We start from the raw sequence: 24,550 nt of genomic DNA, 5'->3' as shown, positions 1-24,550 counted from the left end.
TGCCGGCGCGGGTAATCGCTGCGCGCTTTCCGCGAATGGGTAAACCGATATCAGCTTTTGACTCGTTCTCTGGGTGTATATATTGAATTCAGAATTCAGAATTCTGGATGCGAAATATGCTCAAGATCGTCCCCAAGCTGACGGATCAGGTTTACGACGCGCTGGTCGAAGAAATCTGTGACGGTCGCCTCCGTGCCGGAACCCATCTCGTGCAGGAGAGGTTGGCCGACCGTTTCGGCGTCTCCAGACAACCGATCCAGCAGGTCATGTCGCTCTTGAAAGCAGACGGCATGGTGGAGGAGCGTGGCCGCCGCGGTCTTTTTGTGGCGCCGCTCGACCCGGGCCGGATGCGGAACCATTACGGCATTCGCGCAGCGTTGGACGGATGGGCTGCCAGGCAGGCCGCCGCGCGGATGGCCGCCGATCCGTCGCCATCGGCTGCGCTGAGGGCAAAAGGGGAATCGATACAGGAGGCTGCAAGGACGGCGGCGACCGAGGGGGACGCCGTCTCGCTGATGCGCCGCGATGATGCTTTTCATTTCATGCTCTATGCGGCTGCAGGCAATCCGATGCTGGCGACAACGGCGGAACCCCATTGGCGATTTCTGCGCCGGGCAATGGTCGATGTGTTGCGCCAGGCCGAGCGACCGGAAGTGATCTGGAAGCAGCATGCGGAAATCCTTGAGGCGGTTTTGGCCGGCGACAGCGATACAGCGGAACGGCTCGCCGTGAGCCACGTCGAGAATGCCTGCGAGCTGCTGGCCAGCGCCCTCGAGATGGCGCAGCAGCGGGAGGCTGGTAGATGACACCAATGCCGAATATCGGGCAGATGCTTTCCGCACAGGCACGGCTGCAGCCGGGCCGGATAGGCGCTCGTGACCTTGAACGGGAGATGAGCTTCGCGCTCTGGAATGCGCGCGCCTGCAGGTTGGCCAATGCGCTACTCGGTTTGGGGCTGTCCAAGGGAGAGCGGGTCGGCGTGCTGGCCTGGAACCGGGTCGAGTGGCTGGAAATCTATGCCGCTGCCGCCAAGGCTGGGCTTGTCGCGGTGCCGGTGAATTTCCGTCTGGTGACGCCGGAGATTCGTTTCATCCTGCAAGATTGCGCGGTTTCGGCGGTGATCGCCGAGCAGGAGCTGCACGATGCAATCGACGAAATTCGTGCCGATCTAAGTGTCCCGGAGAACAGGTTTGTGCATCTCGGCGGGACCGGGACCGGGACCGGGACGCCAGCCGGCTGGCGCGGTTATGAAGACCTGATCGCGGCCGGTGCTCCACGTGAGCCGGAAGTGGCGGTCACACCTTCCGATCCCTGGTGCCTGATGTATACATCGGGAACGACCGGCAACCCGAAAGGCGCGATCCGCGGGCATCAGGGAATCGGCAATCTCGCCCTGATGACGGCGGTTGAACTGGGCCTCGGCCGGAATGACGAGGCAATGCTGGTGATGCCGATGTGTCACGCCAATTCCCTCTATTTCTTCGCCTCCTTTCTGCATTGCGGCGGTGCGACCAGCGTGTTTTCCCGCCGCAGTTTCGATGCCGGGCACTGCCTTCGGGCCTTGGCCGAGACCGGAGCGAGTTTCACCTCCCTGGTGCCGACCCATTACGAGATGATGCTCGATCTCCGGGGCGAGGCCGGCGACCTCCGGCGGGTGCAGAAGCTGATGATCTCATCGGCGCCTGCGCGTGAGGAAACCAAGCACCGGGTCATGGAGATGTTCCCGAACTCCGGCCTGTTCGAGCTGTACGGCTCGACCGAGGCCGGCTGGGTGACCATGCTGCATCCGGACGAGCAGTTCGATCATCTGGGCTCGGTCGGCCGCGAGGTCGTTGGCTCCCTGCCGATCCGCTTGCTCGACGATGACGGCAATGAAGTGCCCGACGGAACGCCGGGAGAGCTCTACAGCAACGGTCCCTACGTCTTCGACGGCTACTGGAACCGGCCCGACAAGACGGCGGAAGCCTTCCGGGGAGATTATCTCTCGGTGGGCGACGTGGCCCTGCGCGAGCCGGACGGATTTATCCGCCTGATCGACCGGAAGAAGAACATGATCATCTCCGGCGGCGAGAATATCTACCCGACCGAGGTCGAGGCGGTGCTGGCCCGGCATCCCGATGTGCGCGACGTCGCCGTCGTCGGACGCCCGGACAGCCGCTGGGGAGAACGGGTCGAGGCAGCGGTCGTGCTGCGCGATGGCGCGGGCGTTTCCGCGCAGGCCCTGATCGAATGGTCGCGGGGGAAACTCGCCGGCTACAAGCGACCGCGTGTCGTCACCTTTATCGAAGCCACGGAAATGCCGCGGACTGCCACAGGCAAGATCCAGCACGGAGTGCTGCGTGACCTGCTGGCAAGCCGCATGTCCGAAAACTGACCCGCAAACAGGGTCCCAGGGAGAAACAGGAATGACCGACGTCCAAGACCTCAATGCCGACACGCTGAGTGTTGCCGCGTGGATCGCGCGCCTGCTGAAGGAGCGCGGCATCGACCGGTTCTTCGGCCTGCAGGGTGGTCATATCCAGCCGATCTGGGATCATGCCACCCGGAACGGCATCAAGGTCTATGATGTGCGGCACGAGGCTGCCTCCGTGCACATGGCTCATGCCCATGCGGAGCTGACCGGCACGCTTGGTGTCGCCATGGTGACGGCGGGGCCGGGTGTGACCAACACGGTGACAGCAATGGCCAATGCCTCGCTCGCCCGTATGCCGGTGCTGCTGATCGGCGGCTGCACCTCGCGCCCGCAGGCCAACATGGGGCCGTTGCAGGATATCCCCCATGTCGACATCCTGCGCCCGGTGACCCGCTATTCCCGCACCGCCCGGGTGCCGGATCAGGTGATCCGCGAGCTGGACGAGGCGATTTCCTGTGCGATGGGTGACACCGGCGAGCCCGGTCCGGTCTATATCGAGATTCCGACCGATGTGCTGCGCACCCACGTGCCGGAGAACCTGATACCTGCAGACTGGATGGCGCCGAAGCCGCCGCGCCAGCCTGCACCCAGCCCGGACCGGGTGTCAGAAGCTGTCGCCGCGATCCGCGCCGCCCGACGCCCGCTGGTGATCAGTGGACGGGGTGCCCGCTGGGCCGGAGACGCGCTTGTCCGCTTCCTCGACACCGCTGACGCGCTCTACCTCGACACCCAGGAAAGCCGCGGCCTGGTACCGGCGGATCATCCGTCCGTTGTGGGTGCGGTGCGCGCTGCGGCGATGGGGCAGGCGGATCTTGTCATCACCCTCGGCCGCAAGCTCGACTACCAGGTGGCCTTCGGCTCGCCTGCGGTCTTTCCCGACGCCGCTTTCCTGCGCATTGCCGACAATGCCGGCGAGCTTTTTGACAATCGGCGTGGCCAGCCGGAGATCCTGGCCGATGTCGGGCTCGCCCTCGACGCGCTGACCGACGCGCTCGGCAACGATGCGGGTACGCGGGACGCGGGCTGGCTCGACGGCCTGCGCTCGAAGCACAGGGAACGGATTGCAAAGAGTGCCGCCGGGACCGGCCCGTCGAAGGGCGGCGACGGCAAGATCCACCCGATGGCTATTTTCGATGCGATCCGCAAGGTTGCCGACCCGGATCATATTGCGGTGGCGGATGGCGGAGACCTGCTCAGTTTCGCCCGGGTCGGTCTCGCCTCTCGGACCTACATGGACGCCGGAGCCTTTGGCTGTCTTGGCGTCGGCGTGCCCTACGCGGTTGCCGCCGCGCTGGCGGAGCCGGGCCGGCAGGTAATCTCGGTAAATGGCGACGGCGCCTTCGGGCTCAATGCGATGGAGGTTGATAGTGCGGTCCGGCATGGCGCCAAGGCGGTTTTCATCGTCTCCAACAACGCGGCCTGGAACATTGAGCGCTTCGATCAGGAAGTGAATTACGGCGGGCGCGTCGTCGGCACCACGTTGCAGCATGCGGATTATGCGGCCATGGCCCGGGCCTTCGGCGCCCATGGCGAGCGGGTAGAGGATCCGGCGGACCTTCCGGCCGCGCTGGAACGGGCGCTGGCCAATGCGCCGGCTGTGATCGATGTCGTGACCTCGCGGGACGCGGTCTCCTCCGACGCGCAGAAAGGGCTTGGCTTCGTGCCTGACTACCAGGCGCTCACCGCCTGGGACGACGCCGAGCGGCGCCGGCGCGGCGAAACCGTCTGAGCGATTAACTCCTCGCTTTCAGTTGTCGGCGAGGAGTTTTTACTTCTTTTGGAGGGCGGTGTTTCCATATCCCAATGACCAGAGGGCCGGGGGCAGCCAGAATGACGGCGTAATGCCGAGTGCGCGAAATACCAGTCTGCACGCGGGTTTTGTCCTCAAGCTGGTCTGAACGACGGGAGGTCGACGATAATGAATTCGGTCCGTACGACCCTGGTGTGGGCTGTTCTCGTTGTTGCCATTGCGGTGCCAATAGCCGCAGCGGCGGCCAGTCCGCTGCTTGCATGGCGCAGCCCGGTCTACATAGTGGCCGGGTTTGCGGGAGTGATCGCGATGGCTCTGCTGTTGGTTCAGCCTTTGCTGATCGGAGGGTACTTGCCGGGGCTGCCCGCTCCGCGCGGACGGAGGATCCATCGCGTTATTGGAGCCGTTCTTGTCATCGCGGTGGCGATCCACGTTGCCGGCCTTTGGATCACCAGCCCACCGGACGTGATCGACGCGCTTCTCTTCGCATCGCCGACGCCGTTTTCGGATTGGGGTGTGATCGCCATGTGGGCAGTCATCGGGGCCGCTGTTTTGGCCGCGTTCCGGCGCCGGTTCCGGCTGCGCGTGCGCACGTGGCGCCTTGCTCACACGAGCCTCGCCGCAATCATCGTCGTGTGCAGTGTGGTTCATGCCCTCCTGATCGAGGGAACGATGGAGACACTATCGAAGGTGGCTCTTTGCATGCTGGTCGTTCTGGCCGCGGTGAAGGTCGGGGTGGACCTGCGAGTGTGGGCCATTCGGCGCTAGGCGTGCCGAATTCCGGCTCACTGTTTTGCCTCGCCAACCGGGAGCGATATACTGTTCCGACAATGACATGCCCATGCTTCTGCAACCCACTATTCGTGAGCTATCGCTCCACGTGCTCATATTCGGTTTGACAGATGGCGAAAAAGAGCTCTGAAGTCAGTAAAATCGCCCCTGATCTTCATGTGTCCGAACGAGGCCAAGAGTGTCTGTCGACAATCTGAACAGCTTGCTGCTGGAAAATCCCGAAATTGAAGCCGTCTTCGCCTGTGTCTGTGACCTGAATGGCACGATGCGCGGCAAGCGCCTGCCTATCGAACAGGCGGTAAAAGTTCTCGGGGGCGGCCTGCGCATGCCGCTTTCCACCCTCAGCGTCGATGTCTGGGGAGAGGATATCGAAGGCAGCGAACTTGTCTTCGAAACCGGGGATTCCGACGGGATCTGCGATTTCACCGGACGCCCGATCGTTCTGATCAACTGGACCAATAGACCCTCCGCGCTGGCCATGTTGTGGATGCGTGAGGAGGATGGAAAGCCTTTCCTGGGCGATCCGCGCAGGGCTTTGGCCGAGGTCGTGGCCCGGTACAAGGAGCGGGGCTTGACCCCGGTGGTCGCGACCGAGATGGAATTCTATCTCTACGATCCAAGCGGCACGCAGCCGGAGCCGCCACGCTCGCCGATCACCGACAAGCGGTTGGATTCCGACGGCGCATTGTCGTTGGACGAGCTTGAGCATTTCGATGAGTTTCTGGACGATGTCTACGATGCCTGCGCCGAGCAGGGTATCCCGGCGGACGCCGCCATATCCGAGAACGGCGCCGGTCAGTTCGAGATCAACATGGTGCATGTGGCCGACGCGCTGAAGGCGGCCGATGATGCAGTTCTTTTCAAGCGTCTGGTCCGTGGTATCGCCCGCAAGCACGGCCTTGCCGCGACGTTCATGGCGAAGCCCTACGGAGATCGGGCGGGCAGTGGTCTGCATGTCCATTTCTCGCTCGAGAACGAGGCGGGCGAGAATCTGTTCGATAATGGCACCGACGAAGGTGCGCCGCTGATGCGGAACGCGGTCGCAGGGCTGCTGGCGACGATGCAGGAAAACACGCTGGTTTTCGCCCCGCACGAGAACTCCTATCGCCGGTTGCTGCCCGGCGCGCACGCGCCGACAAGCGTTGCCTGGGGGTATGAGAACCGTACCGCCGCCATCCGAATTCCGGGCGGCAGTCCCAAGGCGCGCCGGATCGAGCATCGGGTCGCTGGCGCGGACACGAACCCCTATCTTGTACTGGCCAGCATTCTCGGTGGCGCGTTCATCGGGATCGAGGGCGAGATGCAACCGGAGGAGCCGATCACCGGCGATGCCTACAGCATGAAGCTCGATCATTTGCCGCTGGACTGGGCGACCGCGATCGAGGCCTTCCGGCGCGGCCGCAATATCCGGAAAGTCTACTCGAAACGGCTGCAGACCATGCTGGTCGAAAGCAAGCTGCAGGAGTTGAAACGCTTCGCCCGTCAGGTAACAGACTTCGAGTATGACAGCTATCTGGAGGTCGTGTGATGAGCCGTCCGGAAAAGATGTTCGAGGGCGTGACCGCGCATACTGGTAGCTACTATGCGGCCAGCGCCAACCCGTCGCCGGAGCGCCCGCCGCTGAAAGGCGATATTGAAGTCGACATTCTGGTTGTCGGCGCGGGCTATAGCGGGCTCTCGACCGCGCTGCATCTGGCCGAGAAGGGGCACAAGGTCGCGATTATCGAGGCGGCCCGGATCGGATGGGGCGCCTCGGGGCGCAATGGCGGGCAGATCGTCAACGGCCTGAATGCCAGCCTGCAAACCATTAAGAAGCGTTATGGCGCGGACACCGCCAATTTCGTCGCCGGCCTCGTGCAGGAAGGTGGCGAGATCATCCGCGAACGGGTGAAGACCTACGATATCCAGTGCGATCTGAAGGACGGCAACGTCTTCACAGCCTATACCGGCGCGCATATGCGGGAGCTGGAGGAGCGGCTTAAGCTCTGGCAGGGCTACGGGATCAACAATCAGGAAATGCTCGACAAGGAGCAGCTCCGCAAACACATCAATTCGGACGTCTATGCAGGCGGCGTGATCGACCGTTCCGGCGGTCATATGCATCCGCTCAACCTTGCGCTCGGCGAGGCCACCGCGTTCGAGAAACTGGGCGGGGTAATCTACGAGCAGACGCCTGCCGTGCATGTCGATACCGACGCGGCAAAGCCTGTTGTGAAGACGCCGGATGGCTCGATCACCTGCTCGACGCTTGTGCTGTGCGGCAATGCCTATCTGGGGCATGTGGTGCCCACGCTGACGGCGCGGGTCATGCCGGTCTCGACCCAGGTCATGGCGACCGAACCCCTGGGTGAGGCACGCGCGGCCGAGCTGATCCCGACCGACGTCTGTGTCGAGGATGTGCGCTACATTCTCGACTATTTCCGCCTTTCCGCCGACAAGCGGATGCTGTTCGGCGGGGGAACGGTCTATGGCGGCACCGACCCGCACGATATCAGGGCCAAACTGCTGCCGAATATGAACAAGGTGTTCCCGCAACTGAAGGGCGTGAAGATCGACTACGCCTGGAGCGGGAATTTCGCCCTTTCCTTCAGCCGCGTGCCGCAGATGGGCCGGATCGGAAACAATACTTATTTCGCGCACGGCTATAGCGGCCATGGCGTTACCGGCTCCCACACTTTCGGCCGTATCCTTTCGGAAGCCATCCATGGCGACCGTTCCCGGTTCGACGTGTTCGAGAAGGTGCCGTGGTACCCGTTCCCGGGCGGCCGGATGTTCCGGGTGCCCTATTCGGCGGCGGGCTCGTGGTGGTACGCGCTGCGGGACAAGCTGGGGATCTAGACAGAGAAAGGCGCGGTCCGGAAACCGCGCCTTTTCGTTTTCAAGCAGCGTCAGTCAGTGCAGGTCATTCGGCCACGCAATCGGCGAAGTAGTGCATTTGGCCGTCTTCTCCGACCTCCTGCACGAGACCGTGGATATCGGTTTCGAAGCCTGGGCATTCGCGGGCGAATTCCCGGTTGAACTTCAGATACTCGACGATTTTCCCGTTGAACACCTCGCCCGGAATGAGCAACGGAATGCCTGGCGGGTAAGGCGTGACGAGGCTTGTCGTGATGCGCCCTTCGAGCGCGTCGATCGGCACGCGCTGCGTCGTGCGGCGGGCGATGTGGGAGAATGCCTCGCTGGGGATCATGGCCGGCGTCAGGTCGCTCAGATACATCTCGGTGGACAGGATCGCCACGTCATACTTGGCATAGAGCGCGTGAACGTGCTGACAGAGATCGCGCAGCCCCATGTTCTCGTAGCGTTTCTGCGAGGCGCAGAACTCGGGCATGGTGCGCCACATCGGCTGGTTCTTTGCGTAATCGTCCTTGAACTGCTGCAGCGCGGTCAGCAGCGTGTTCCAGCGGCCTTTGGTGATGCCGATGGTGAACATGATAAAGAAGCTGTAGAGACCGGTTTTCTCCACCACAACGCCATGTTCGGCCAGATATTTGGTCACGATGGACGCGGGAATGCCCCAGTCGTCGAAGCGGCCGTCCAGATTGAGGCCGGGCGTAACGATCGTGGCCTTGATCGGGTCGAGCAGGTTGAAGCCCGGTGCCATGTCGCCGAAGCCGTGCCAGGAATCCTCGCCATCGGCAGCCTGGACACCGTCCGCATCGGTCTTCTTCAGCACCCAGTCATTGGTGTTGCCGATACCTTCATCGGCAAGCTCGTCCGGTCCCCAGACCTGGAACCACCAGTCGTCTTCGCCGAATTCCTCGTCGACCTTGCGCATCGCGCGGCGGAAATCGAGCGCCTCGGCGATGCTTTCCTCCACCAGTGCTGTGCCCGCCGGCGGCTCCATCATGGCGGCGGCGACATCGCAGCTGGCGATGATGCTGTATTGCGGGCTGGTGCTCGTATGCATCAGGTAGGCTTCGTTGAAGAGGTGGCGGTCCAGCTTGGCTTCCTGCGAATCCTGCACCAGCACGTGGCTCGCCTGACTGATCCCGGCCAGCAGTTTGTGAATGGACTGCGTGGCATAGGTCACTGAGTGCTTCGTCCGTTCCCGCTTGCGGCCCATCGAATGGTAGGTGCCGTAGAACGGGTGGAAGGAGGCATGCGGCAGCCAGGCTTCATCGAAATGCAGGTTCTCGACATAACCGTCGAGCATGCCTTTGATGGTCTCCGTATTGTAGAGCACGCCATCGTAGGTGGACTGCGTCAGCGTCATGATTCGGGGCTTCACCGTGTCAGCATCGACGCCTTCGAGCAGCGGGTTGGCGCGGATCTTTGCCTTGATCGACTCGATCTCGAACTCGGCCTGCAGGATTGGGCCGATGATACCGAAATGGTTCCGTGTCGGTTTCAGGAAGACCGGGATGGCGCCGGTCATGATGATCGAATGCAGGATCGACTTGTGACAGTTGCGATCCACCACGACCACGTCGCCCGGCGCCACGGTATGGTGCCAGACCATCTTGTTCGAGGTCGAGGTGCCGTTGGTCACGAAGAAGCAATGGTCGGCGTTGAAAATGCGTGCGGCATTGCGCTCTGACGCACCAATGGCGCCGTTATGGTCCAGCAGCTGACCCAGCTCCTCCACGGCGTTGCAGACGTCGGCGCGCAGCATGTTCTCACCGTAGAACTGATGATACATCTGGCCGATCGGGCTTTTCAGGAAGGCGACGCCTCCCGAATGGCCGGGGCAATGCCACGAGTAGGAGCCATCCTCAGCATAGTCGAGCAGGGCTTTGAAAAAGGGCGGCTGGATGCCTTCGAGATAGCCCTTGGCTTCGCGAATGATGTGGCGCGCCACGAATTCCGGCGTGTCCTCGAACATGTGGATGAAGCCGTGCAGCTCGCGCAGGATATCGTTCGGGATGTGTCGGCTGGTCTTGGTCTCGCCGTAGATATAGATCGGCACGTCGGCGTTCTTCCAGCGTACTTCCTCGATGAAGGTGCGCAGGTTCAGAACTGCCGGATCGAGATCGGGTCCCGGGGTGAATTCCTCGTCGTCGATCGACAGAACGAAGGCGCTGGCGCGCGATTGCTGCTGCGCGAATTGCGACAGGTCCCCGTAACCTGTCGCTCCGAGCACTTCGAAACCCTCGGCTTCGATGGCTTGCGCGATGGCACGAATGCCCAGGCCGGACGAGTTCTCGGAGCGAAAATCTTCGTCGATGATAACGATGGGGAAGCGGAACTTCATGGCCATGTCCTAGCGGAGAAATCGGTGATGGGGCACCTATTCATAATCCATAGACCAGCTCAATCACCCTGCCAACGAGGATTGAGTGCGCCGGGCACACTGATGCGCATGCAGTCCGCTCGTCTGGCCGGGGAAGACGCTTTCCTGGTCACTCCATCCCGGCAAGGATGGCGTCGATTTCGTCCGGGGTGCAGTTCAGCTCCTCAAGAATCTCGCGGCTGTCCTGGCCGACTCTGACCGGCGCGCTGGCCTGGGTCATCGGGCCGTCCTCATTGGCCAGGAACGGCGCTCCGACCAGGTTGGTCTTCTCTCGTCGAGACCGCCGCCGGATGCGTTGACCAGAATGCCCCGGTGCGCGAGTTGCGGGTCCGAGAGTGCAGTGTCCAGGTCCCGCACCGACTGCACCGCAACGCCATGCTGTTTCAGGATCGGGAGCCACTCTTCGGTGGTCCTTGATTTCATGGCGGCCTGGATCAGCGCCTGTCCGGTTCCGAAGTTTTCCTGACGTGCGGTCTCCGTTGCATAGCGCGGGTCCTGCAGGCTTTCCTCAAGCCCGACAGCGCGGAAACAGGCTTCCTGCTGCGCCGATGTCAGGGTCGCGAGAAGGACGATGCCGTCGCTTGTCTCGAAGGCGCCCGCTGTGGGTTGCGCTGTCGGGGAGCTATTGCCGAGCAGGCCCGGGTGATTGCCGCGCATCATGTAATCCGCCGCCTGACAGGACATCATCTGAAGTGCAGTGTCGTACATTGCGACGTCGAGATACTGGCCCTGGCCGGTGACCGCGCGCCGGTACAGCGCGGAGGCGATCGCGTAAGCGGCCGAGATGCCGGTGGTCATATCGATCAGCATGAAACCGACGCGGGTCGGCCCAGTTTCCTTGTGGCCGGTCAGGGTCATCATGCCGGAATCGGCCTGCACGGCGACATCGTAGGCTCGCTCTGCGCTTTTGGGGCCACTCTGGCCGTAGCCGCTGATGGAGCAATAGATCACGTTCGGGTTGGCCGCGCGCACGCTCTCGTAATCGATTCCGAGCTTGGCCGCGACGCCGGGAACGAAATTCTCGACCACCACATCCGCATTCTCGACCAATTTGGCCGCGGCGGCACGGCCGGCATCGGACTTGAGGTCGAGCGCGATGCTGCGCTTGTTGAGGTTGACGGTGAGGAAAGCGGGCGACATCCGCTTCGCCGCCATTTCGGGATCCGTCAGAACACCCCGCAACTGATCTCCGTCGCCCGGCGGTTCGATCTTGATGACGTCGGCATCAAGCAGGCCCAGCATCTGCGTCGCGACCGGGCCCGAAAGCACGCGGCTGAAATCGATCACTCTTATGCCCTTGAAAGCTCTCATGCGGCGGTTCCCTGCAGCTCTTTGCGTTTCGCAGCTGTTCGCCGGATTGATGAACCCGGTCGTTTCTTTCTGTTTATGGTGCAGTGGGTGCGGTGAATAGTTCGGATTTTTGTATGTCTATTATGCAAGGAGGGAATGGGGTGTGATATCGACGATTTCTATTCCAGATTCCTCCTCTCCATAATGCGATTTTAGTCGCCAAAACAGCCGTCCTCTGAATAATCTCTTCCAAAATACCGTATCCGGAAATCTTCATATCGGTTCCGTCGACCGGGGCGGAATCGTTGCGTGCCAACCCGCGTGGTTGCGCGAATGAAAGCTGATCGCGAATGGTCGATACATACAAGGTTCAGGTGCTTCACTTCTCCAACATTCTGGAAATAGGCGGGGCACGGACAACACGTGACTTCGAGGCGCTGCTCGAGGCCATGGAATACGGTGACCAGTCTGGGCTGAGCGACGACGAGAAGCGTGAGATGTGCATCTTGTCGCTGCAGGATCTGGAGCCTGAAGAGGCGGCGTACCAGGTGCTGAAGCACGACATGGCAGACGTCCTTCGCGACGGTCAGATGCGTAATGCTGCCGGTGAGATGCAAGACGAGAAACTCTGGGAGGAATACTCGAATTCCAACCTGCACGAACGGTTCTTCAATGCAGGAAGCCTGCTGTATGCGGCTCTTCCCAAATCTTTCCCGAAACCCGATGCGGTTCGCCTGGAGCTTCAGGTCACGGCGACCGGCGCTGGCGCGAAGCACCTTTTGAAGAACGTCAACAACGAGTCATTTCTGGTGCGGCTGCTGGCGGACGGTATGGATGACCACGCCATATTGCACCGGTTGTATGGTGATCAGTTGTCTGGAAAGTCGTTTCCCAATGCAGCCGAGGTTGTCTGGACCGTGCGCGCGGAGCCGGTTGGCGAAGACGCCGTAAAGCTTGAGATCATCAGTTCCGGCTATTGGCTGGATGCTCTTGAGCGCACTAAAAATTATGAGTCGACCGCCTATGCTGACGAAATCTAGTGTGTGAACTGGTAGCCGTGAGGCGGAGTGGCACACCGATCCTCGGCTATCATGCTTCCTGGCTCACGCTAACCTGTTCCAAAGCCTCTTTCAGTTTAGGCCAGTCATTGTAATGAACGTCGCCTCCATACTTGCGGTGCGGGAAGTCGACAGTCCCTACGCCTGGTTCCGTCTCTCGATGTCTCTGCTGATCAGCATGGTCGGTGGTGTTGGCCTGTGGTCCGTCGTAGTCATCCTGCCGGCGGTCGAGGCGGACTTTAACTTGGCGCGGGCCGATGCGTCGCTGCCCTATACGATCACCATGATCGGCTTCGCCGTCGGCGGCATCCTGATGGGACGGCTGGCGGACCGCTATGGCATCGTGGTGCCCCTGCGTTTCGGGGCGGTCGCCCTCGCGCTCGGTTATGCGCTCTCGGCCCAGGCGGAAACTCTCTGGCAGTTCGCGATGCTTCAGGGGGTGCTGATCGGCATGCTCGGCAGCTCGGCCAGCTTCGGGCCGGTGATCTCCGATGTGACGCACTGGTTCCAGCGCCGTCGCGGGATTGCTGTCGCCATCGGGGCCAGCGGGAGCTATCTCGCCGGCACGGTCTGGCCGCCGATGGTCCAGTATTTCGTCGATGCTTACGGCTGGCGCGACACGCATATGATCATTGCGGGAATCTGTCTCTGCACGTTGCTGCCGCTGTCGGCGGCTTTGCGTGAACGCAGCCCCACGGCACCTGTGCCACAGCCTGGCACAGTGTCCGGCACGAAGGCCGGTGGCCTGCAGGAGAGCTATGAAAGCGCCTTGCCCCGCTCCGCCGTGCAAGGGTTGCTGCTGGTTGCCGGTATCAGCTGTTGTGTCGCCATGGCGATGCCTCAAGTGCATATCGTCGCTTATTGTGCGGATCTCGGTTACGGCACGGCACGGGGCGCGGAAATGCTCTCCCTGATGCTCGCGACCGGCATTGTCAGCCGGCTTCTCTTCGGCTGGATCGCCGACCGGATCGGTGCCTTGCCGACGCTGATCCTGTCTTCGGTCATGCAGGGTCTGTCGCTGCTGCTGTTCCTGCCCTTTACCGGTCTGATTTCCCTTTACGCCGTCTCCGCCCTGTTCGGTTTGGCGCAGGGCGGCATCGTGCCGACCTATGCGCTCATCGTGCGGCGGGTCTTTCCGGCGGCAGAGGCGGGGACACGGGTGGGGCTCGTCCTGTCAGCAACGCTGCTCGGCATGGCACTCGGTGGCTGGATGTCTGGCAAGATCTATGACCTCACCCTGTCCTACGATGCCGCCTTCCTGAATGGCGTCGCCTGGAACCTGCTTAATCTCTCGGTTGCTGTCTTTCTTTGGCTGCAGCTCGACAGGAGAGGGCCGGCGCGAGCTGCCGAGGCGGCCTGAAGCAAGTAAACCAGTTGGTGGCCGGCAGGCTGCAAATAGATCTGCCGCCAGCACTGCAGCGTAAAACGCAATGTGAGGTCAGCGAGAATTCATCGAGCGAGGCGGAAAATGACGGACAAGGAAAGCCAGACAATTATCTTTTTTGACGGCTCCTGCCCTCTCTGCCAGTCGGAAATTCATATGTACCGGCAGCATGATGTGGAGGGAGCGTTATGCCTCGTGGATGTGTCCGTTTCCAATGCGGTAATGCCGCCGGACCTCGACAGGGAAACGGCAATGAGGCGTTTCCACATCATTGGGAAAGACGGACAGATACGCTCAGGCGCCGCCGCCTTCGTAGAGGTCTGGCGGCAATTGCCTGGATGGAGATGGGTGGCCAGGATTGCATCGCTACCGGGTCTGACGCCGCTGCTTGAATTTGGCTACCGTCTGTTCCTGCCGATACGTCCGTGGCTCGCACAGACATTTCAGCGCGCCCGACACCTGATCCGGAAAGACTAGACCTGCAATGTGCGCGTTTGAATCCTTCTCTCCTGGCGGCGTGGCCGTGGTGATTGGAGCATCCGGCGGCATCGGATCGGCGCTGGTCTCAATCCTGAACGACACGGATCGTTTCAAGACAGTTCTCGGTTTCAGCCGCAGCAGCCCTCTTGCCATTGATCTTACCGATGAGGCCAGCCTGGAACGTGCGGCAAAGGCGGCTGCAGCGGAAGGTGAGATTCGACTGGTTGTCGACGCGACCGGGTTTCTTCATCAGGACGGTGAGGGCCCGGAGAAAACCTGGCGTGAACTCGATGCGCAGAAGCTTGCGACCGCTTTTGCCATAAATGCGATCGGGCCGGCGCTGCTCATGAAGCACTTCCTGCCGAGACTCCCACGCACAGGAAAAACGGTCTTTGCAACATTATCCGCGCGGGTCGGGTCCATTGGCGATAACCGCCTCGGCGGCTGGTATGGTTATCGCGCCTCGAAAGCGGCGCTCAACCAGACTGTTCGGACGGCATCCGTGGAGCTGGCTCGCCGCGCTCCAGAGGCCGTCTGTGTCGCATTGCATCCGGGAACGGTGGACACCCAACTGTCCGTACCTTTTACAAAACAGGGATTGGATTTGCACAGCCCGGCTGCCGCGGCTGCCAATTTGCTGACTGTTCTTGATCGTCTGAAAAAGGAAGACACCGGCGGTTTCTTCGATTGGCGAGGCGCTTCCGTTCCCTGGTGAGATCGGGACTGGTATGTGTCGATAACCCGCTGTGACGCACGCCTTGATCGCGCGCACTTGCGCTTCAGCGTCATTGCGGGCATTTCAGGGGGAGATGATCCGCCGCTTAAGGTGGACGGGACTGGGGCTGCCGGACGCGAGAAATTGACGCGGCGCCACGGTTCAGGGAGTAAGGCTGGTCGGAAAATTTACCGAACCCACAGGGTGCATTCGGAGAGTCTTTCATGACCGATACACGTATTGAAACCGACACAATGGGCGAGATGTCCGTTCCGGCGGACCGTTACTGGGGAGCCCAGACGCAAAGGTCCCTGCAAAACTTCAAGATCGGCGGGGAGCGAATGCCGTCGGCTCTGATCCGCGCATTCGCGATCCAGAAGAAGGCCGCGGCGCTTGCCAATATGGACCTTGGCAAGCTGGACGCGGAACGCGGCAAGGCCATGGTGGCGGCCGCCGACGAGGTGATCGCGGGCAGGCTCGACGATCATTTCCCGCTGGTGGTCTGGCAGACCGGTTCAGGCACCCAGACGAACATGAACCTCAACGAGGTGATTTCGAACCGGGCCATCGAGCTGATGGGTGGCGTTGTCGGCAGCAAGCAGCCTGTGCACCCGAACGATCACGTCAATATGGGGCAAAGCTCCAACGACAGTTTCCCGACCGCCATGTCGCTTGCTGGTGTGCTCGAGATCGACAGGGCGCTGCTGCCGGCGTTGGAAGAATTTCACACAGCATTGCGAGCCAAGGCGGAGGAATTCTCCGGCATCGTCAAGATCGGCCGCACTCATCTGCAAGACGCGACGCCGGTAACGCTGGGGCAGGAGTTCTCCGGCTATGCCCGGCAGATCGAGCTTGGGATCGAGCGTGTGCGCGGGGCTCTGCCGAGACTGATGGAGCTGGCCCAGGGCGGCACGGCGGTTGGCACGGGGCTTAACGCGGCGCCGGGCTTTGCCGAGAGTTTCGTGGAGCGCGTGAGGGAGCTGACCGGCCTGCCGTTTACCAGCGCGGTGAACAAGTTCGAGGCGCTTGCGGCGCATGATGCCATCGTCGAGATGTCGGGTGTTCTCAATGTCCTGGCCGCGAGCTGCATGAAGATCGCGAACGATATTCGCATGCTGGGTAGCGGCCCCCGTAGCGGGCTTGGCGAGCTGCAACTTCCCGCGAACGAGCCCGGCTCGTCGATCATGCCAGGCAAGGTCAATCCGACCCAGTCCGAGTCCCTGACGCAGGTCTGCGCCCAGATCATGGGTAATCACGTCACCATCACCATGGCCGGGGCCACCGGGCATTTCGAACTCAATGTCTTCAAGCCGGTAATGATCTTCAATCTGCTGCAGTCGGTCGCGTTGCTGGCTGACGGAACACGCAGCTTCTCCACCAATTGCGTCGCCGGGATCGAGGCCAACGAGGAGCGTATCCAGCAGCTGATGGAACAGTCGCTGATGCTGGTGACGGCCCTCAATCCGCATATCGGCTACGACAAGGCGGCCCAGATTGCGAAGAAGGCCTTCAATGAGGGGACAAGCCTCAAGGAGGCGGCAATCGGGCTCGGTCTGGTGACGGCTGAAGAATACGATGCCTGGGTGCGTCCGGAGAACATGGTCGGGAACGAGCTAGGTAATTCCTAAACGGGGCTGATCCCGCTCGGCAGCACGCTTGGCGTGTCTTTTATCCGTTCAGCGCTGCCGTTCTTCGGCTGCGTTGAACGGGCCCGAAAGCTCCGATTTTCTCTATTTTTGCTTCTTTTTTCGCCGAAATAAGGGCGTCGCATTGGCGATAGACCCCTTTCATGGCTTGACCTAAGCTGATCGCAACAACCGATGGGAGATTATCTCGTCGGAATATGAGTAGGGGGTATCAGTATGAAGTTGATTATCGGGCTGGATGGCCACGGTTCCGGCGAGCGCGCACTGAAGTTCGCGCAGAACCTGGCCTCGGTCATGGGAAACTGCGAGCTTCTCGTTGTTTATGTGATCGAATGGTCGCCTTTCTCCTTTCAGACACCTGAAGAAAATGCCGAGCGCCATAAACGGCGCGAGGAAGAGATCGCCCTGGCGACGGAACGGGTTGTCGTTCCGGCGGTTGATGCCCTGAAAAAGGCGGGCATGAACGCGCGCGGCATGGTCCGGCATGGCAACGTCGCCGATACATTGAACGCTGTCGCGGGGGAGGAGAAAGCGGATCAGATCATCGTGGGACGGGCCTCGGAAGGGGGAATCGCGAGCCGGATCTTCGGCAGCGCTACCGCGAATCTGGTCATGCATGCCGACGTACCTGTCACGGTCGTTGCTTAGGGGGGCGATAATGAAAAAATTCAATCTGGGGGCAATGTTCGCATTGCTCATGGGGGTGATCAGCCCCCCGGCTCTCGCGCAGGAAGCGGAAAGCCTGGATGCAAAGGTGAATGCCATCTTTGCAACAATCACGGGCCCGTTTGTCAGCCTCATCTTTGCTCCAATCCCGGGGACCAGCTTTCCCTGGATCGTGATGTGGCTGGTAATCGCCGCGACGATTTTCACCCTCTATTTCGGCTTCGTGCAGTTCCGTTTTTTCAAGCACTCGATCGAACTGGTGAAGGGCGATTATGCGGATCCGAACGATGCCGGTGAGGTCAGCCACTTCCAGGCACTCGCGACCGCACTTTCCGGAACCGTCGGTCTCGGGAATATCGCCGGTGTTGCCGTTGCCGTCGGGATCGGCGGTCCGGGAGCGACCTTCTGGATGATCCTGGCCGGCCTGATGGGCATGGCTTCCAAGTTCACCGAATGTACGCTCGGCGTGAAATACCGGAACGAGTATGCTGACGGCACCGTCTCCGGCGGCCCGATGTATTACATCTCCAAGGGCTTTGCCGAGAAGGGGCTTCCCGGCGGCAAGATCCTGGCGGTTCTGTTCGCTATCTTCTGTATCCTCGGTGCCTTGGGCGGCGGGAACATGTTCCAGGCCAATCAGGCACACGCCCAGATCTCCGGCATTCTCGGTGACTATCCGGGCTGGATCACAGGGCTGGTTTTCGCGGCAGTTGTCTTCGCCGTCATCGTCGGCGGCGTGAAGTCGATCGCCCGTGTGACCGAGAAAATCGTGCCGTTCATGGGCATTCTCTACGTCACTGCAGCGGTCATCATCCTCGTGGTGAATTACGAGAATATCGGTTGGGCATTTGGCCAGATCTTCGAAGGTGCCTTTACCGGTCTCGGGATTGCCGGCGGCTTTGTCGGGGCCCTGATCCAGGGCTTCAAGCGCGCCGCTTTCTCGAACGAGGCCGGCGTCGGCTCGGCCGCTATCGCGCACTCCGCGGTGCGCACGAAAGAGCCGATCACGGAAGGCTTCGTCTCTCTGCTGGAGCCGTTCATCGATACGGTGGTGATCTGCACGATGACGGCCCTGGTGATCACGATCTCCGGCCAGCTGATCTCTGACCCGGCAACGGGGAACTACATGCTCAACGGCAACCACATCGCGACGGTGGACGGAAATACGGGCGTTGCCCTGACGTCCGCCGCCTTCGGCTCTGCGGTGAGCTGGTTCCCGTATGTTCTGGCAATCGCGGTCATCCTGTTCGCGTTCTCGACCATGATTTCCTGGTCCTATTACGGGTTGAAAAGCTGGACCTATCTGTTCGGCGAAGGGAAGACGGCGGAGCTCGTGTTCAAGCTGATCTTCTGCGTTTTCGTGGTGATCGGTGCGGCCGCGAATCTCGGCCCGGTGATCGACTTCTCCGACGCGGCGATCTTCGCCATGGCGGTGGTCAACATCATCGGCCTCTACTTCCTGATGGGCGTCGTGAAGAACGAGATGACGTCCTATGTCGAGCGTCTGAAGTCGGGCGAGATCAAGAAGTTCAAGAAATAGACGGCGTTCACAACGTCTGATCTGCTTGAGATTGGAGGAGGCACTCGAAAGGGTGCCTCCTCTTTTTCTGCCGGGGCCAACAGCGTCCTTTGCCGAGGGCGACCGGGTTGCCCTTGCGGCGTTGCGATACTCAATTCATCGTGATCATCTCCAACGGGCAATGGCCCGCTCGCGAATGTGTCCTGTCTCCTTCTCCCCGCTGTAATGCGAACGAGGTAAAAAATGTCCGACCAGTATCCCCGCGACCTGAACGGCTACGCGGGCAAGACTCCTGATCCGAAATGGCCGGGCAAGGCGCGGATTGCGGTCAATTTCGTCCTCAATATCGAGGAGGGGTCGGAGACGAATGTCCTGCATGGCGATGCGCGCAACGAAGGCGGCCTGTCCGAGGTCGTCGGGGGGCGGCATCCGGCTGGAAAGCGCGATCTCGGGTTGGAGAGCCTCTACGATTACGGCCCGCGGGCTGGAGCCTGGCGCGTCCTGCGCCTGTTCCGGGAGCGCGGCATTCCGATGACGGTGTTCGGCTGTGCCCTGGCACTGGAAAGGGCGCCGGCCTTGACGGAGGCCTTCGCCGAGGCCGGGTACGACATTGCCGGTCATGGCTGGCGCTGGATCAACCACTATGAGCTGGACGAGGCGACCGAGCGCGAGCATATCGAAAAGGCGATCGAGAGTATCCGCCGCCTGACGGGGGACCGGCCCTACGGCTGGTATTGCCGCTACGCTCCGAGTGACAATACAAGGCGCCTCCTGGTGGAGGAGGGCGGTTTTCTCTATGATTCGGATTCCTATTCCGATGACCTGCCGTACTGGGAGACCGTCGCGGGCAGGGATCATCTGGTCGTCCCCTACACGCTCGACACCAATGACGTGAAGTTTGGTGCGCCGGCGTCCTACGGGTCCGGCCATGACTTCTTCAATCATCTGAAAGACAGTTTCGACCAGTTGTACGAAGAAGGGGCGGACGCCCCGAAGATGTTGTCAGTCGGCCTGCATACGCGCCTGGTCGGCCGCCCGGGACGGGCGCGGGCGCTGGCCCGGTTTCTGGACCATGTGCTGTCGCACAGTGATGTCTGGGTCACGCGCCGGGTCGATATCGCGCGACACTGGATTGCCCACCATTCTCCTGCCAAGAAACGGAACCCGTAAATGAAGACCTTCAATCTGGCCGATCTGTCGGCGACGGATGCCTACAAGCTGCTGCGCAATGTGGTGACCCCGCGGCCTATCGCCCTGGTGACGACGATTGACGAGGCCGGGATCGTGAACGCCGCGCCGTTCTCTTTCTTCAATGCCATCGCCTTCGATCCCTGCATGGTCGTTCTCGGACTGGAAGCGCGGCCTGACGGCTCCCCGAAGGACACCTCGCGGAACATCCGGGATAGCCGCGAGTTCGTGGTGAATATCGTCGACCGGGCCATGGCGGAGAAGATGAACGCCTGCTCGACACCCTTGCCGCATGGCGAGTCCGAAATTCCGCTCGCGGGCTTCACGGTGGAGCCGTCGGAGACCATCAGGCCGCCTCGCGTTGCCGAGGCGCCAGTCGCTCTGGAATGCACACGGCACACGACGCTTGAGTTGGGCAACCGGCGCGAGATCGTTGTCGGTGAGGTGCGGAGCATCTCCGTCCGTGACGCGCTGGTGCTCGACGAGGAGAAGCTCCATATCGACCATATCGGACTGGACACCATCGGACGGCTGGGCGCGAACCTCTATGCGACCAGCCGGGATACCTTCGAGATGAAGCGCCCGGACGGCCGCTAGGGCTTGCGCTCCAGGGTGTTCTCGCCGGCCATGTAGACGGCGACCGTATCGAACTTTCCGTTCTTTAGAGTGAAGAAGTTGCAGTTCGATTTATGGACCTGTGTGCCGTCATGCAGCGTGTTGACGACCCGGAAACGTGCCGCGATCGCACCGTTCTCCGGGTCACAGACAAATTGGAAGTTGTCATGAAGAACGGCTTTGTGACGGCTCCATAGCTGCGTCATCATCCCGCCGATTTCGGCATGACCGTTGAGCGCGACACCGTGGGTTTCGACGGAAAAGCGGCAGTCCTCCGTCAGGGTCGCAAGCACCTGGTCCAGGTCCTCTCCGTCCACGCCGGAAAAGTAGCTCTGAACCAGGGCAATCAGCGCGTCGCGCGTCATGGTGCTCACGCGTTCCGGCCGGGACGGTAGTGCGCGATGGTCTGCGCGATGCCGTCCTTCAGGGGTGTGCGTGGCAATGGCCCCAGCAGATCCTCGGTCGGGGTCCGCTCCATGTGCGCCGGGATCGGCAGGAGAGGGCCGTCCCAGTTGATCCGGGCGCCCGGCACCTGATCCTGGATGGCCTCGGCGATGGCGCTGACATCCACCATCTCGCCGGACAGAGTGATGACATGGGCGCCCTCGAAAGGCTTCAGGGCCGCCGCTTCGCAGAGCGCCGCCACATCGTCCACGAAGATCAGATCCGCCGCGCCGGAATAGCCGATCGTGTAGGGCCGTCCCGCCACTGCCTCGCGGCAGGCCACCGAAGGACCGGCGGAGATGCCTGTTTCCCGGGCCGGGCCGTAGACGATGGCCGGGCGGAAACCGATGCTGGAAATGCCGGACTCGATCCAGTAGGCCCGGGCACAGCCTTCGCAAGCAAGCTTGTAGGCACCGTAATGGGTGACCGGGCTTAGATCCGCTGCGTCATCCGGCGCCAGTGCGGAGGCGCTGCTGGCATAGGCGATGCCGCGCATGCCTTCCGCTTTCGCTGCCTCGAAGACGTTGAGTGTGCCGATCAGGTTCACCTGCGCGCCGAGCACCGGATTAGCGGCGCAATCCGGGGTCAGCAGGGCGGCGAGGTGAACTGCGAAGTCACAGCCCCGCGCCGCGTCCCGGACCCGGTCCGTGTCGCCGATGTCACCGGTCACCCAGTCGACATCGCCCGCGGCGTTGCCGATGATTTCCCTGAGGATGGAGCGGTCTTCCTTTCGGTCGAACACCCGGACCTCGATGCCGCGCGCATTCAGCCGCTTGATGAGCCAGGCGCCGAGAAAGCCGCCGCCGCCGGTGATCAGGACCTTCATTGTGCCGCTCCCGCGCCGGCCATATCCGCAGAGGTGAGCTGATAGGCGAGGTTGTAGACGATGGTCTGCGGGTTGGTTGCTCCGATGTCGCTCGCCGCGATGACGGCCAGCATCTCGGGTATTGAGGCTTCAAGCTCGGGCGCTCCGCTGCCCTCGATCAGGACGACCACGTCGAATTCCTTTTCCGCCATGCCGGGCCGAAGCTCGGTTTCCTTGGTCTTCACGCCGGAGACTTCCGTCCGGGCGAGGCCGATATGGACGCCGCAGGCACCGGTGACCTCAAGCAGGGTGTCGGCGAGAGACTGTGCGTTTGACCGCACCGTGTCCGGTCCGGCCCCGTCCGAGAAATCGAGCCGGATGGTGGCCATGGCGCCGCCTTCACCGACGCCGGCCGAAGCGATCCGATCGCAGGCTACACGCAAGAAGTTGCGGAAGGTGGGCTGCACCTTGTTGGACCAGTCAGTCGGGTTGTTCAGCCGTTCGAGATAGGCGGGCGAACGGAAGACTTCGATAGTCTCGCCGCCATAAACCGTGCCGTAGCGGTAGCGCGGGACGCTGTGATTGATCAGCCGCTTGCCGATGGTGAAACCGGGAATCGACAGCCGCTCGGGCATATGCTCGCGGGTATGCCACTCCATGTATTCGGTCTGGGATGGCGGGTCGATATCGTGCCAAAGCGCCAGAAAAGCGTTGCCGGTCAAAGCCATGTTGTTTCACTCCTTTGGTTTGTTGTTTTCTTTGTTCGCTGTGGCCTTCAGTCGCCGAGTAGTTCCTTCGTTGCCTGCAGCGCCCGCCGGGCGACCTCTGAGGCACCGATGGTTTCGGCAAGAGCGTGGTTTGGAACCTCGACGCTGACCGTCATGTCCTTCGGGATCAGGGCGGCGATGGATGTGAGGTCGATGCCGCCTTCTCCGGGGATCAGCCGCGCTGTCCGGGCGACCCGGATCAGTTCCGCGTCTGACGGGTCATAAGGCACCGGTCCGTCGCAGATCTGCACATAGTTCATCAGGCCTGGCGGCAGGGCGGCGAACTCTTCCAGGGTCGAGCTGCTGCGGTCGAAATGCAGGCTGTCGAACAGCACGGCGGCGGCTGGATGAGCGGCGGCCTCGACCATGCGTCTTGCATGCGCCAGATCCTTCACCCCGGTCCAGGGCATGAATTCGAGATCCGCCGTCAGGTTATAGGTGCCGAGCCGGACGCAGAGGGCCGTATAGCACTCCTGACTTCGGACGGGATCAGGATCATCGACCGCGACCAGGACATGACGGGCGCCGAGTTCGGTAATCCGGTCGAGAAACGGCGTGAAGGTATCGAGCGCGGTGTCTGCATTCAGGCGGATCATCTCCGCGTCGGCCATGGTGATCCCGGTATCGCGCAGCGCTGCCTTCACCTCGCGCAGCAGGGCGTCGTCCGTAAGCAGCCGGGAGAGGCTGTCGCCGGGGCCGGCCGGTAGCAGGCGGAAGCTCACCATATCGTAGCCATGCTCGGCGGCGATGCCGACGGCGGATACAGGGTCGACGCCATTGCCGGTCAGGTAGCCGAGGGAATAGGCGCGTGTCATTGCGATCTCGCTGTTTTTGTCTGAGGGTGCTCTGGTGCCTCGGAATAATCCCGGCCCAGCCGGCTGAAGAATTGCGAGGCATCGGCCGCAGCCGAAAGCTCGGCGGCAGCCTCGGCCAGCACTGGCGCCAGGCTGGTGACACGTGCCTTGTCGAGCCGGACCGATGGCCCAGCGATTGACAGGCAACCGACGGCGGGGCCGGCGGTTCCGAACCGGACCGGCACCGCCATCGCCGCCATGCCGATCATGTAGCTGTTGACTGTGAGGGCGTAACCGTTCGCGCGGGCTTCGTTCAGGGCGGCGAGCAATGCCGTCAGGCTTGTCGGGGTGCCGGGACCCGGCTCGAATTCGGTTGGTCTCAGGCCCTGCCGGCTGACAAGCGCCAGGGCCTCTTCATCGCTCATGCTGGCAAGCCAGGCCTGGCCACCTGCGGTGCTGGCGAGATGCACTGAGACGCCCTGCTCGCGGCCGGGGTCGTAGCGCAGACCGCCCGTTGCGCCTTGCGCGACGGCAACCCAGACCAGCCTGTCCCCGTCGATGACGGAGAGCCGGATCAGTTCGGTACTTGCCGCCGCCAGTCTGTCGAGAATGGGCTGGGCTATGTCCGTCACCCCGGACCGGCCGAGAAAGCCGAGGCCGAGGGCAGAGAGCTTCACGCTGAGCAGATAATCGCCCTGCTCACGCGCCTGCCGGACATAGCCGAGCCGTGCCAGCTCTTTCAGCTGCCGATGCACACCGGAAACCGGCATGTCGAGTGCGGCGGCGATCCGGCTTACTGGCAGGCCTGCAGGATGCTCGACCATCAGCTCGAGGATGCGGAGACCGCGTTCGAGGGCGCTGCTCACTGCTCAATTCCGTTCATTGCCGCGACTCCGGTATCCGGGCAGGCGGTCCCGCCGTTTTTGTCATCCCGCAGGGTACATCGGTGAAATCAAAAAATGGAAAGAGATTCTAATTTCGAATCATGTTT

22 protein-coding genes are annotated in these 24,550 nt (G+C 61.8%); 15 read left to right on the top strand and 7 right to left on the bottom strand.

The genetic code is table 11. From position 1 onward, the window contains the following. Window positions 1-116: 116 nt before the first annotated feature. The 6 genes from VOI22_RS20760 to VOI22_RS20735 all read left to right on the top strand — a co-directional run bounded on the left by VOI22_RS20760 (window position 117) and on the right by VOI22_RS20735 (window position 7,793). A complete protein-coding gene (locus VOI22_RS20760) occupies window positions 117-806 on the top strand; it encodes a GntR family transcriptional regulator (protein ID WP_323798361.1) in 690 nt (229 codons plus the stop codon). Further along, window positions 803-2,374, top strand: coding sequence for a class I adenylate-forming enzyme family protein (locus VOI22_RS20755; protein WP_323798360.1), 1,572 nt, complete (start codon window positions 803-805; stop codon window positions 2,372-2,374). The genes VOI22_RS20760 and VOI22_RS20755 overlap by 4 nt, the downstream gene beginning before the upstream one ends. Window positions 2,375-2,405: 31 nt before the next feature. Next, a complete protein-coding gene (locus VOI22_RS20750) occupies window positions 2,406-4,142 on the top strand; it encodes a thiamine pyrophosphate-binding protein (protein WP_323798359.1) in 1,737 nt (578 codons plus the stop codon). A 189-nt stretch (window positions 4,143-4,331) separates the two neighbouring features. Continuing rightward, complete coding sequence (locus VOI22_RS20745; RefSeq protein ID WP_323798358.1) at window positions 4,332-4,931, top strand: ferric reductase-like transmembrane domain-containing protein; 600 nt, start codon at window positions 4,332-4,334, stop codon at window positions 4,929-4,931. 202 nt (window positions 4,932-5,133) lie between these two features. Continuing rightward, complete coding sequence (locus tag VOI22_RS20740) at window positions 5,134-6,483, top strand: glutamine synthetase family protein (protein ID WP_323798357.1); 1,350 nt, start codon at window positions 5,134-5,136, stop codon at window positions 6,481-6,483. Then, complete coding sequence (locus VOI22_RS20735; RefSeq protein WP_323798356.1) at window positions 6,483-7,793, top strand: FAD-binding oxidoreductase; 1,311 nt, start codon at window positions 6,483-6,485, stop codon at window positions 7,791-7,793. Before VOI22_RS20740 ends, VOI22_RS20735 begins: the two co-directional genes overlap by 1 nt. A gap of 64 nt (window positions 7,794-7,857) precedes the next feature. On the opposite strand, the gene VOI22_RS20730 is transcribed toward VOI22_RS20735, so the two are convergent. Both VOI22_RS20730 and VOI22_RS20725 read right to left on the bottom strand, forming a co-directional pair. Then, on the bottom strand, window positions 7,858-10,149 hold the full coding sequence (locus tag VOI22_RS20730; protein WP_323798355.1) for an arginine/lysine/ornithine decarboxylase: 2,292 nt from the start codon (window positions 10,147-10,149) through the stop codon (window positions 7,858-7,860). Window positions 10,150-10,404: 255 nt separating this feature from the next. Continuing rightward, window positions 10,405-11,499 carry a CoA transferase gene (locus tag VOI22_RS20725; protein WP_323798354.1) on the bottom strand — a complete coding sequence of 365 codons (1,095 nt, stop codon included), beginning with the start codon at window positions 11,497-11,499 and terminating at the stop codon, window positions 10,405-10,407. 329 nt (window positions 11,500-11,828) lie between these two features. Between VOI22_RS20725 and VOI22_RS20720 the strand changes: the two genes are divergently transcribed. From VOI22_RS20720 to VOI22_RS20680, 9 genes are all read left to right on the top strand, one after another. After that, on the top strand, window positions 11,829-12,518 hold the full coding sequence (locus VOI22_RS20720; RefSeq protein ID WP_323798353.1) for a hypothetical protein: 690 nt from the start codon (window positions 11,829-11,831) through the stop codon (window positions 12,516-12,518). Between the two features lie 112 nt (window positions 12,519-12,630). Continuing rightward, window positions 12,631-13,896, top strand: coding sequence for an MFS transporter (locus VOI22_RS20715; protein ID WP_323798352.1), 1,266 nt, complete (start codon window positions 12,631-12,633; stop codon window positions 13,894-13,896). A 108-nt stretch (window positions 13,897-14,004) separates the two neighbouring features. Next, window positions 14,005-14,397 carry a DUF393 domain-containing protein gene (locus VOI22_RS20710; protein ID WP_323798351.1) on the top strand — a complete coding sequence of 131 codons (393 nt, stop codon included), beginning with the start codon at window positions 14,005-14,007 and terminating at the stop codon, window positions 14,395-14,397. Between the two features lie 7 nt (window positions 14,398-14,404). Further along, entirely contained in the window at window positions 14,405-15,115 is a 711-nt protein-coding gene (locus tag VOI22_RS20705) for an SDR family NAD(P)-dependent oxidoreductase (protein WP_323798350.1), read from the top strand. A 224-nt stretch (window positions 15,116-15,339) separates the two neighbouring features. After that, the gene (gene fumC, locus VOI22_RS20700) at window positions 15,340-16,743 is read left to right on the top strand and encodes a class II fumarate hydratase (RefSeq protein ID WP_323798349.1); all 1,404 of its coding nucleotides are present in this window, start codon (window positions 15,340-15,342) and stop codon (window positions 16,741-16,743) included. Window positions 16,744-16,977: 234 nt separating this feature from the next. After that, on the top strand, window positions 16,978-17,409 hold the full coding sequence (locus VOI22_RS20695; protein ID WP_323798348.1) for a universal stress protein: 432 nt from the start codon (window positions 16,978-16,980) through the stop codon (window positions 17,407-17,409). A gap of 10 nt (window positions 17,410-17,419) precedes the next feature. After that, window positions 17,420-18,967, top strand: coding sequence for an alanine/glycine:cation symporter family protein (locus VOI22_RS20690; protein ID WP_323798347.1), 1,548 nt, complete (start codon window positions 17,420-17,422; stop codon window positions 18,965-18,967). A gap of 222 nt (window positions 18,968-19,189) precedes the next feature. Then, window positions 19,190-20,116: an allantoinase PuuE gene (gene puuE / locus VOI22_RS20685; protein WP_323798346.1), complete on the top strand. Its 927-nt coding sequence runs from the start codon at window positions 19,190-19,192 to the stop codon at window positions 20,114-20,116. Then, complete coding sequence (locus VOI22_RS20680) at window positions 20,117-20,731, top strand: flavin reductase family protein (protein WP_323798345.1); 615 nt, start codon at window positions 20,117-20,119, stop codon at window positions 20,729-20,731. On the opposite strand, the gene VOI22_RS20675 is transcribed toward VOI22_RS20680, so the two are convergent. The 5 genes from VOI22_RS20675 to VOI22_RS20655 are packed head-to-tail and all read right to left on the bottom strand — an operon-like array spanning window position 20,728 to window position 24,425. Further along, a complete protein-coding gene (locus VOI22_RS20675) occupies window positions 20,728-21,114 on the bottom strand; it encodes a nuclear transport factor 2 family protein (protein ID WP_323798423.1) in 387 nt (128 codons plus the stop codon). The genes VOI22_RS20680 and VOI22_RS20675 overlap by 4 nt on opposite strands. Before the next feature lie 5 nt (window positions 21,115-21,119). Beyond that, window positions 21,120-22,019, bottom strand: coding sequence for an NAD(P)-dependent oxidoreductase (locus tag VOI22_RS20670; RefSeq protein ID WP_323798344.1), 900 nt, complete (start codon window positions 22,017-22,019; stop codon window positions 21,120-21,122). Further along, a complete protein-coding gene (locus VOI22_RS20665) occupies window positions 22,016-22,726 on the bottom strand; it encodes a hypothetical protein (RefSeq protein ID WP_323798343.1) in 711 nt (236 codons plus the stop codon). Before VOI22_RS20665 ends, VOI22_RS20670 begins: the two co-directional genes overlap by 4 nt. A 47-nt stretch (window positions 22,727-22,773) precedes the next feature. Further along, window positions 22,774-23,580 carry a sugar phosphate isomerase/epimerase family protein gene (locus tag VOI22_RS20660; protein WP_323798342.1) on the bottom strand — a complete coding sequence of 269 codons (807 nt, stop codon included), beginning with the start codon at window positions 23,578-23,580 and terminating at the stop codon, window positions 22,774-22,776. Next, window positions 23,577-24,425: an IclR family transcriptional regulator gene (locus tag VOI22_RS20655; RefSeq protein WP_323798341.1), complete on the bottom strand. Its 849-nt coding sequence runs from the start codon at window positions 24,423-24,425 to the stop codon at window positions 23,577-23,579. The genes VOI22_RS20660 and VOI22_RS20655 overlap by 4 nt, the downstream gene beginning before the upstream one ends. Window positions 24,426-24,550 lie beyond the last annotated feature (125 nt).

The organism is Nisaea sp., from assembly GCF_034670185.1.
Taxonomy (GTDB): Bacteria; Pseudomonadota; Alphaproteobacteria; order Thalassobaculales; family Thalassobaculaceae; genus Nisaea.
The sequence above is the reverse complement of the archived record's forward strand: the minus strand, read 5'-3'. Positions and strand labels throughout refer to the sequence as shown.

Coding starts and splice junctions, on each gene's coding strand:
- VOI22_RS20690 (WP_323798347.1), top strand. CDS start 17,420: ATGAAAAAATTCAATCTGGGGGCAATGTTCGCATTGCTCATGGGGGTG.
- fumC (WP_323798349.1), top strand. CDS start 15,340: ATGACCGATACACGTATTGAAACCGACACAATGGGCGAGATGTCCGTT.
- VOI22_RS20760 (WP_323798361.1), top strand. CDS start 117: ATGCTCAAGATCGTCCCCAAGCTGACGGATCAGGTTTACGACGCGCTG.
- VOI22_RS20735 (WP_323798356.1), top strand. CDS start 6,483: ATGAGCCGTCCGGAAAAGATGTTCGAGGGCGTGACCGCGCATACTGGT.
- VOI22_RS20750 (WP_323798359.1), top strand. CDS start 2,406: ATGACCGACGTCCAAGACCTCAATGCCGACACGCTGAGTGTTGCCGCG.
- VOI22_RS20755 (WP_323798360.1), top strand. CDS start 803: ATGACACCAATGCCGAATATCGGGCAGATGCTTTCCGCACAGGCACGG.
- puuE (WP_323798346.1), top strand. CDS start 19,190: ATGTCCGACCAGTATCCCCGCGACCTGAACGGCTACGCGGGCAAGACT.
- VOI22_RS20670 (WP_323798344.1), bottom strand. CDS start 22,019: ATGAAGGTCCTGATCACCGGCGGCGGCGGCTTTCTCGGCGCCTGGCTC.
- VOI22_RS20705 (WP_323798350.1), top strand. CDS start 14,405: ATGTGCGCGTTTGAATCCTTCTCTCCTGGCGGCGTGGCCGTGGTGATT.
- VOI22_RS20680 (WP_323798345.1), top strand. CDS start 20,117: ATGAAGACCTTCAATCTGGCCGATCTGTCGGCGACGGATGCCTACAAG.
- VOI22_RS20715 (WP_323798352.1), top strand. CDS start 12,631: ATGAACGTCGCCTCCATACTTGCGGTGCGGGAAGTCGACAGTCCCTAC.
- VOI22_RS20675 (WP_323798423.1), bottom strand. CDS start 21,114: ATGACGCGCGACGCGCTGATTGCCCTGGTTCAGAGCTACTTTTCCGGC.
- VOI22_RS20665 (WP_323798343.1), bottom strand. CDS start 22,726: ATGGCTTTGACCGGCAACGCTTTTCTGGCGCTTTGGCACGATATCGAC.
- VOI22_RS20710 (WP_323798351.1), top strand. CDS start 14,005: ATGACGGACAAGGAAAGCCAGACAATTATCTTTTTTGACGGCTCCTGC.
- VOI22_RS20725 (WP_323798354.1), bottom strand. CDS start 11,499: ATGAGAGCTTTCAAGGGCATAAGAGTGATCGATTTCAGCCGCGTGCTT.
- VOI22_RS20720 (WP_323798353.1), top strand. CDS start 11,829: ATGGTCGATACATACAAGGTTCAGGTGCTTCACTTCTCCAACATTCTG.
- VOI22_RS20660 (WP_323798342.1), bottom strand. CDS start 23,580: ATGACACGCGCCTATTCCCTCGGCTACCTGACCGGCAATGGCGTCGAC.
- VOI22_RS20745 (WP_323798358.1), top strand. CDS start 4,332: ATGAATTCGGTCCGTACGACCCTGGTGTGGGCTGTTCTCGTTGTTGCC.
- VOI22_RS20730 (WP_323798355.1), bottom strand. CDS start 10,149: ATGAAGTTCCGCTTCCCCATCGTTATCATCGACGAAGATTTTCGCTCC.
- VOI22_RS20695 (WP_323798348.1), top strand. CDS start 16,978: ATGAAGTTGATTATCGGGCTGGATGGCCACGGTTCCGGCGAGCGCGCA.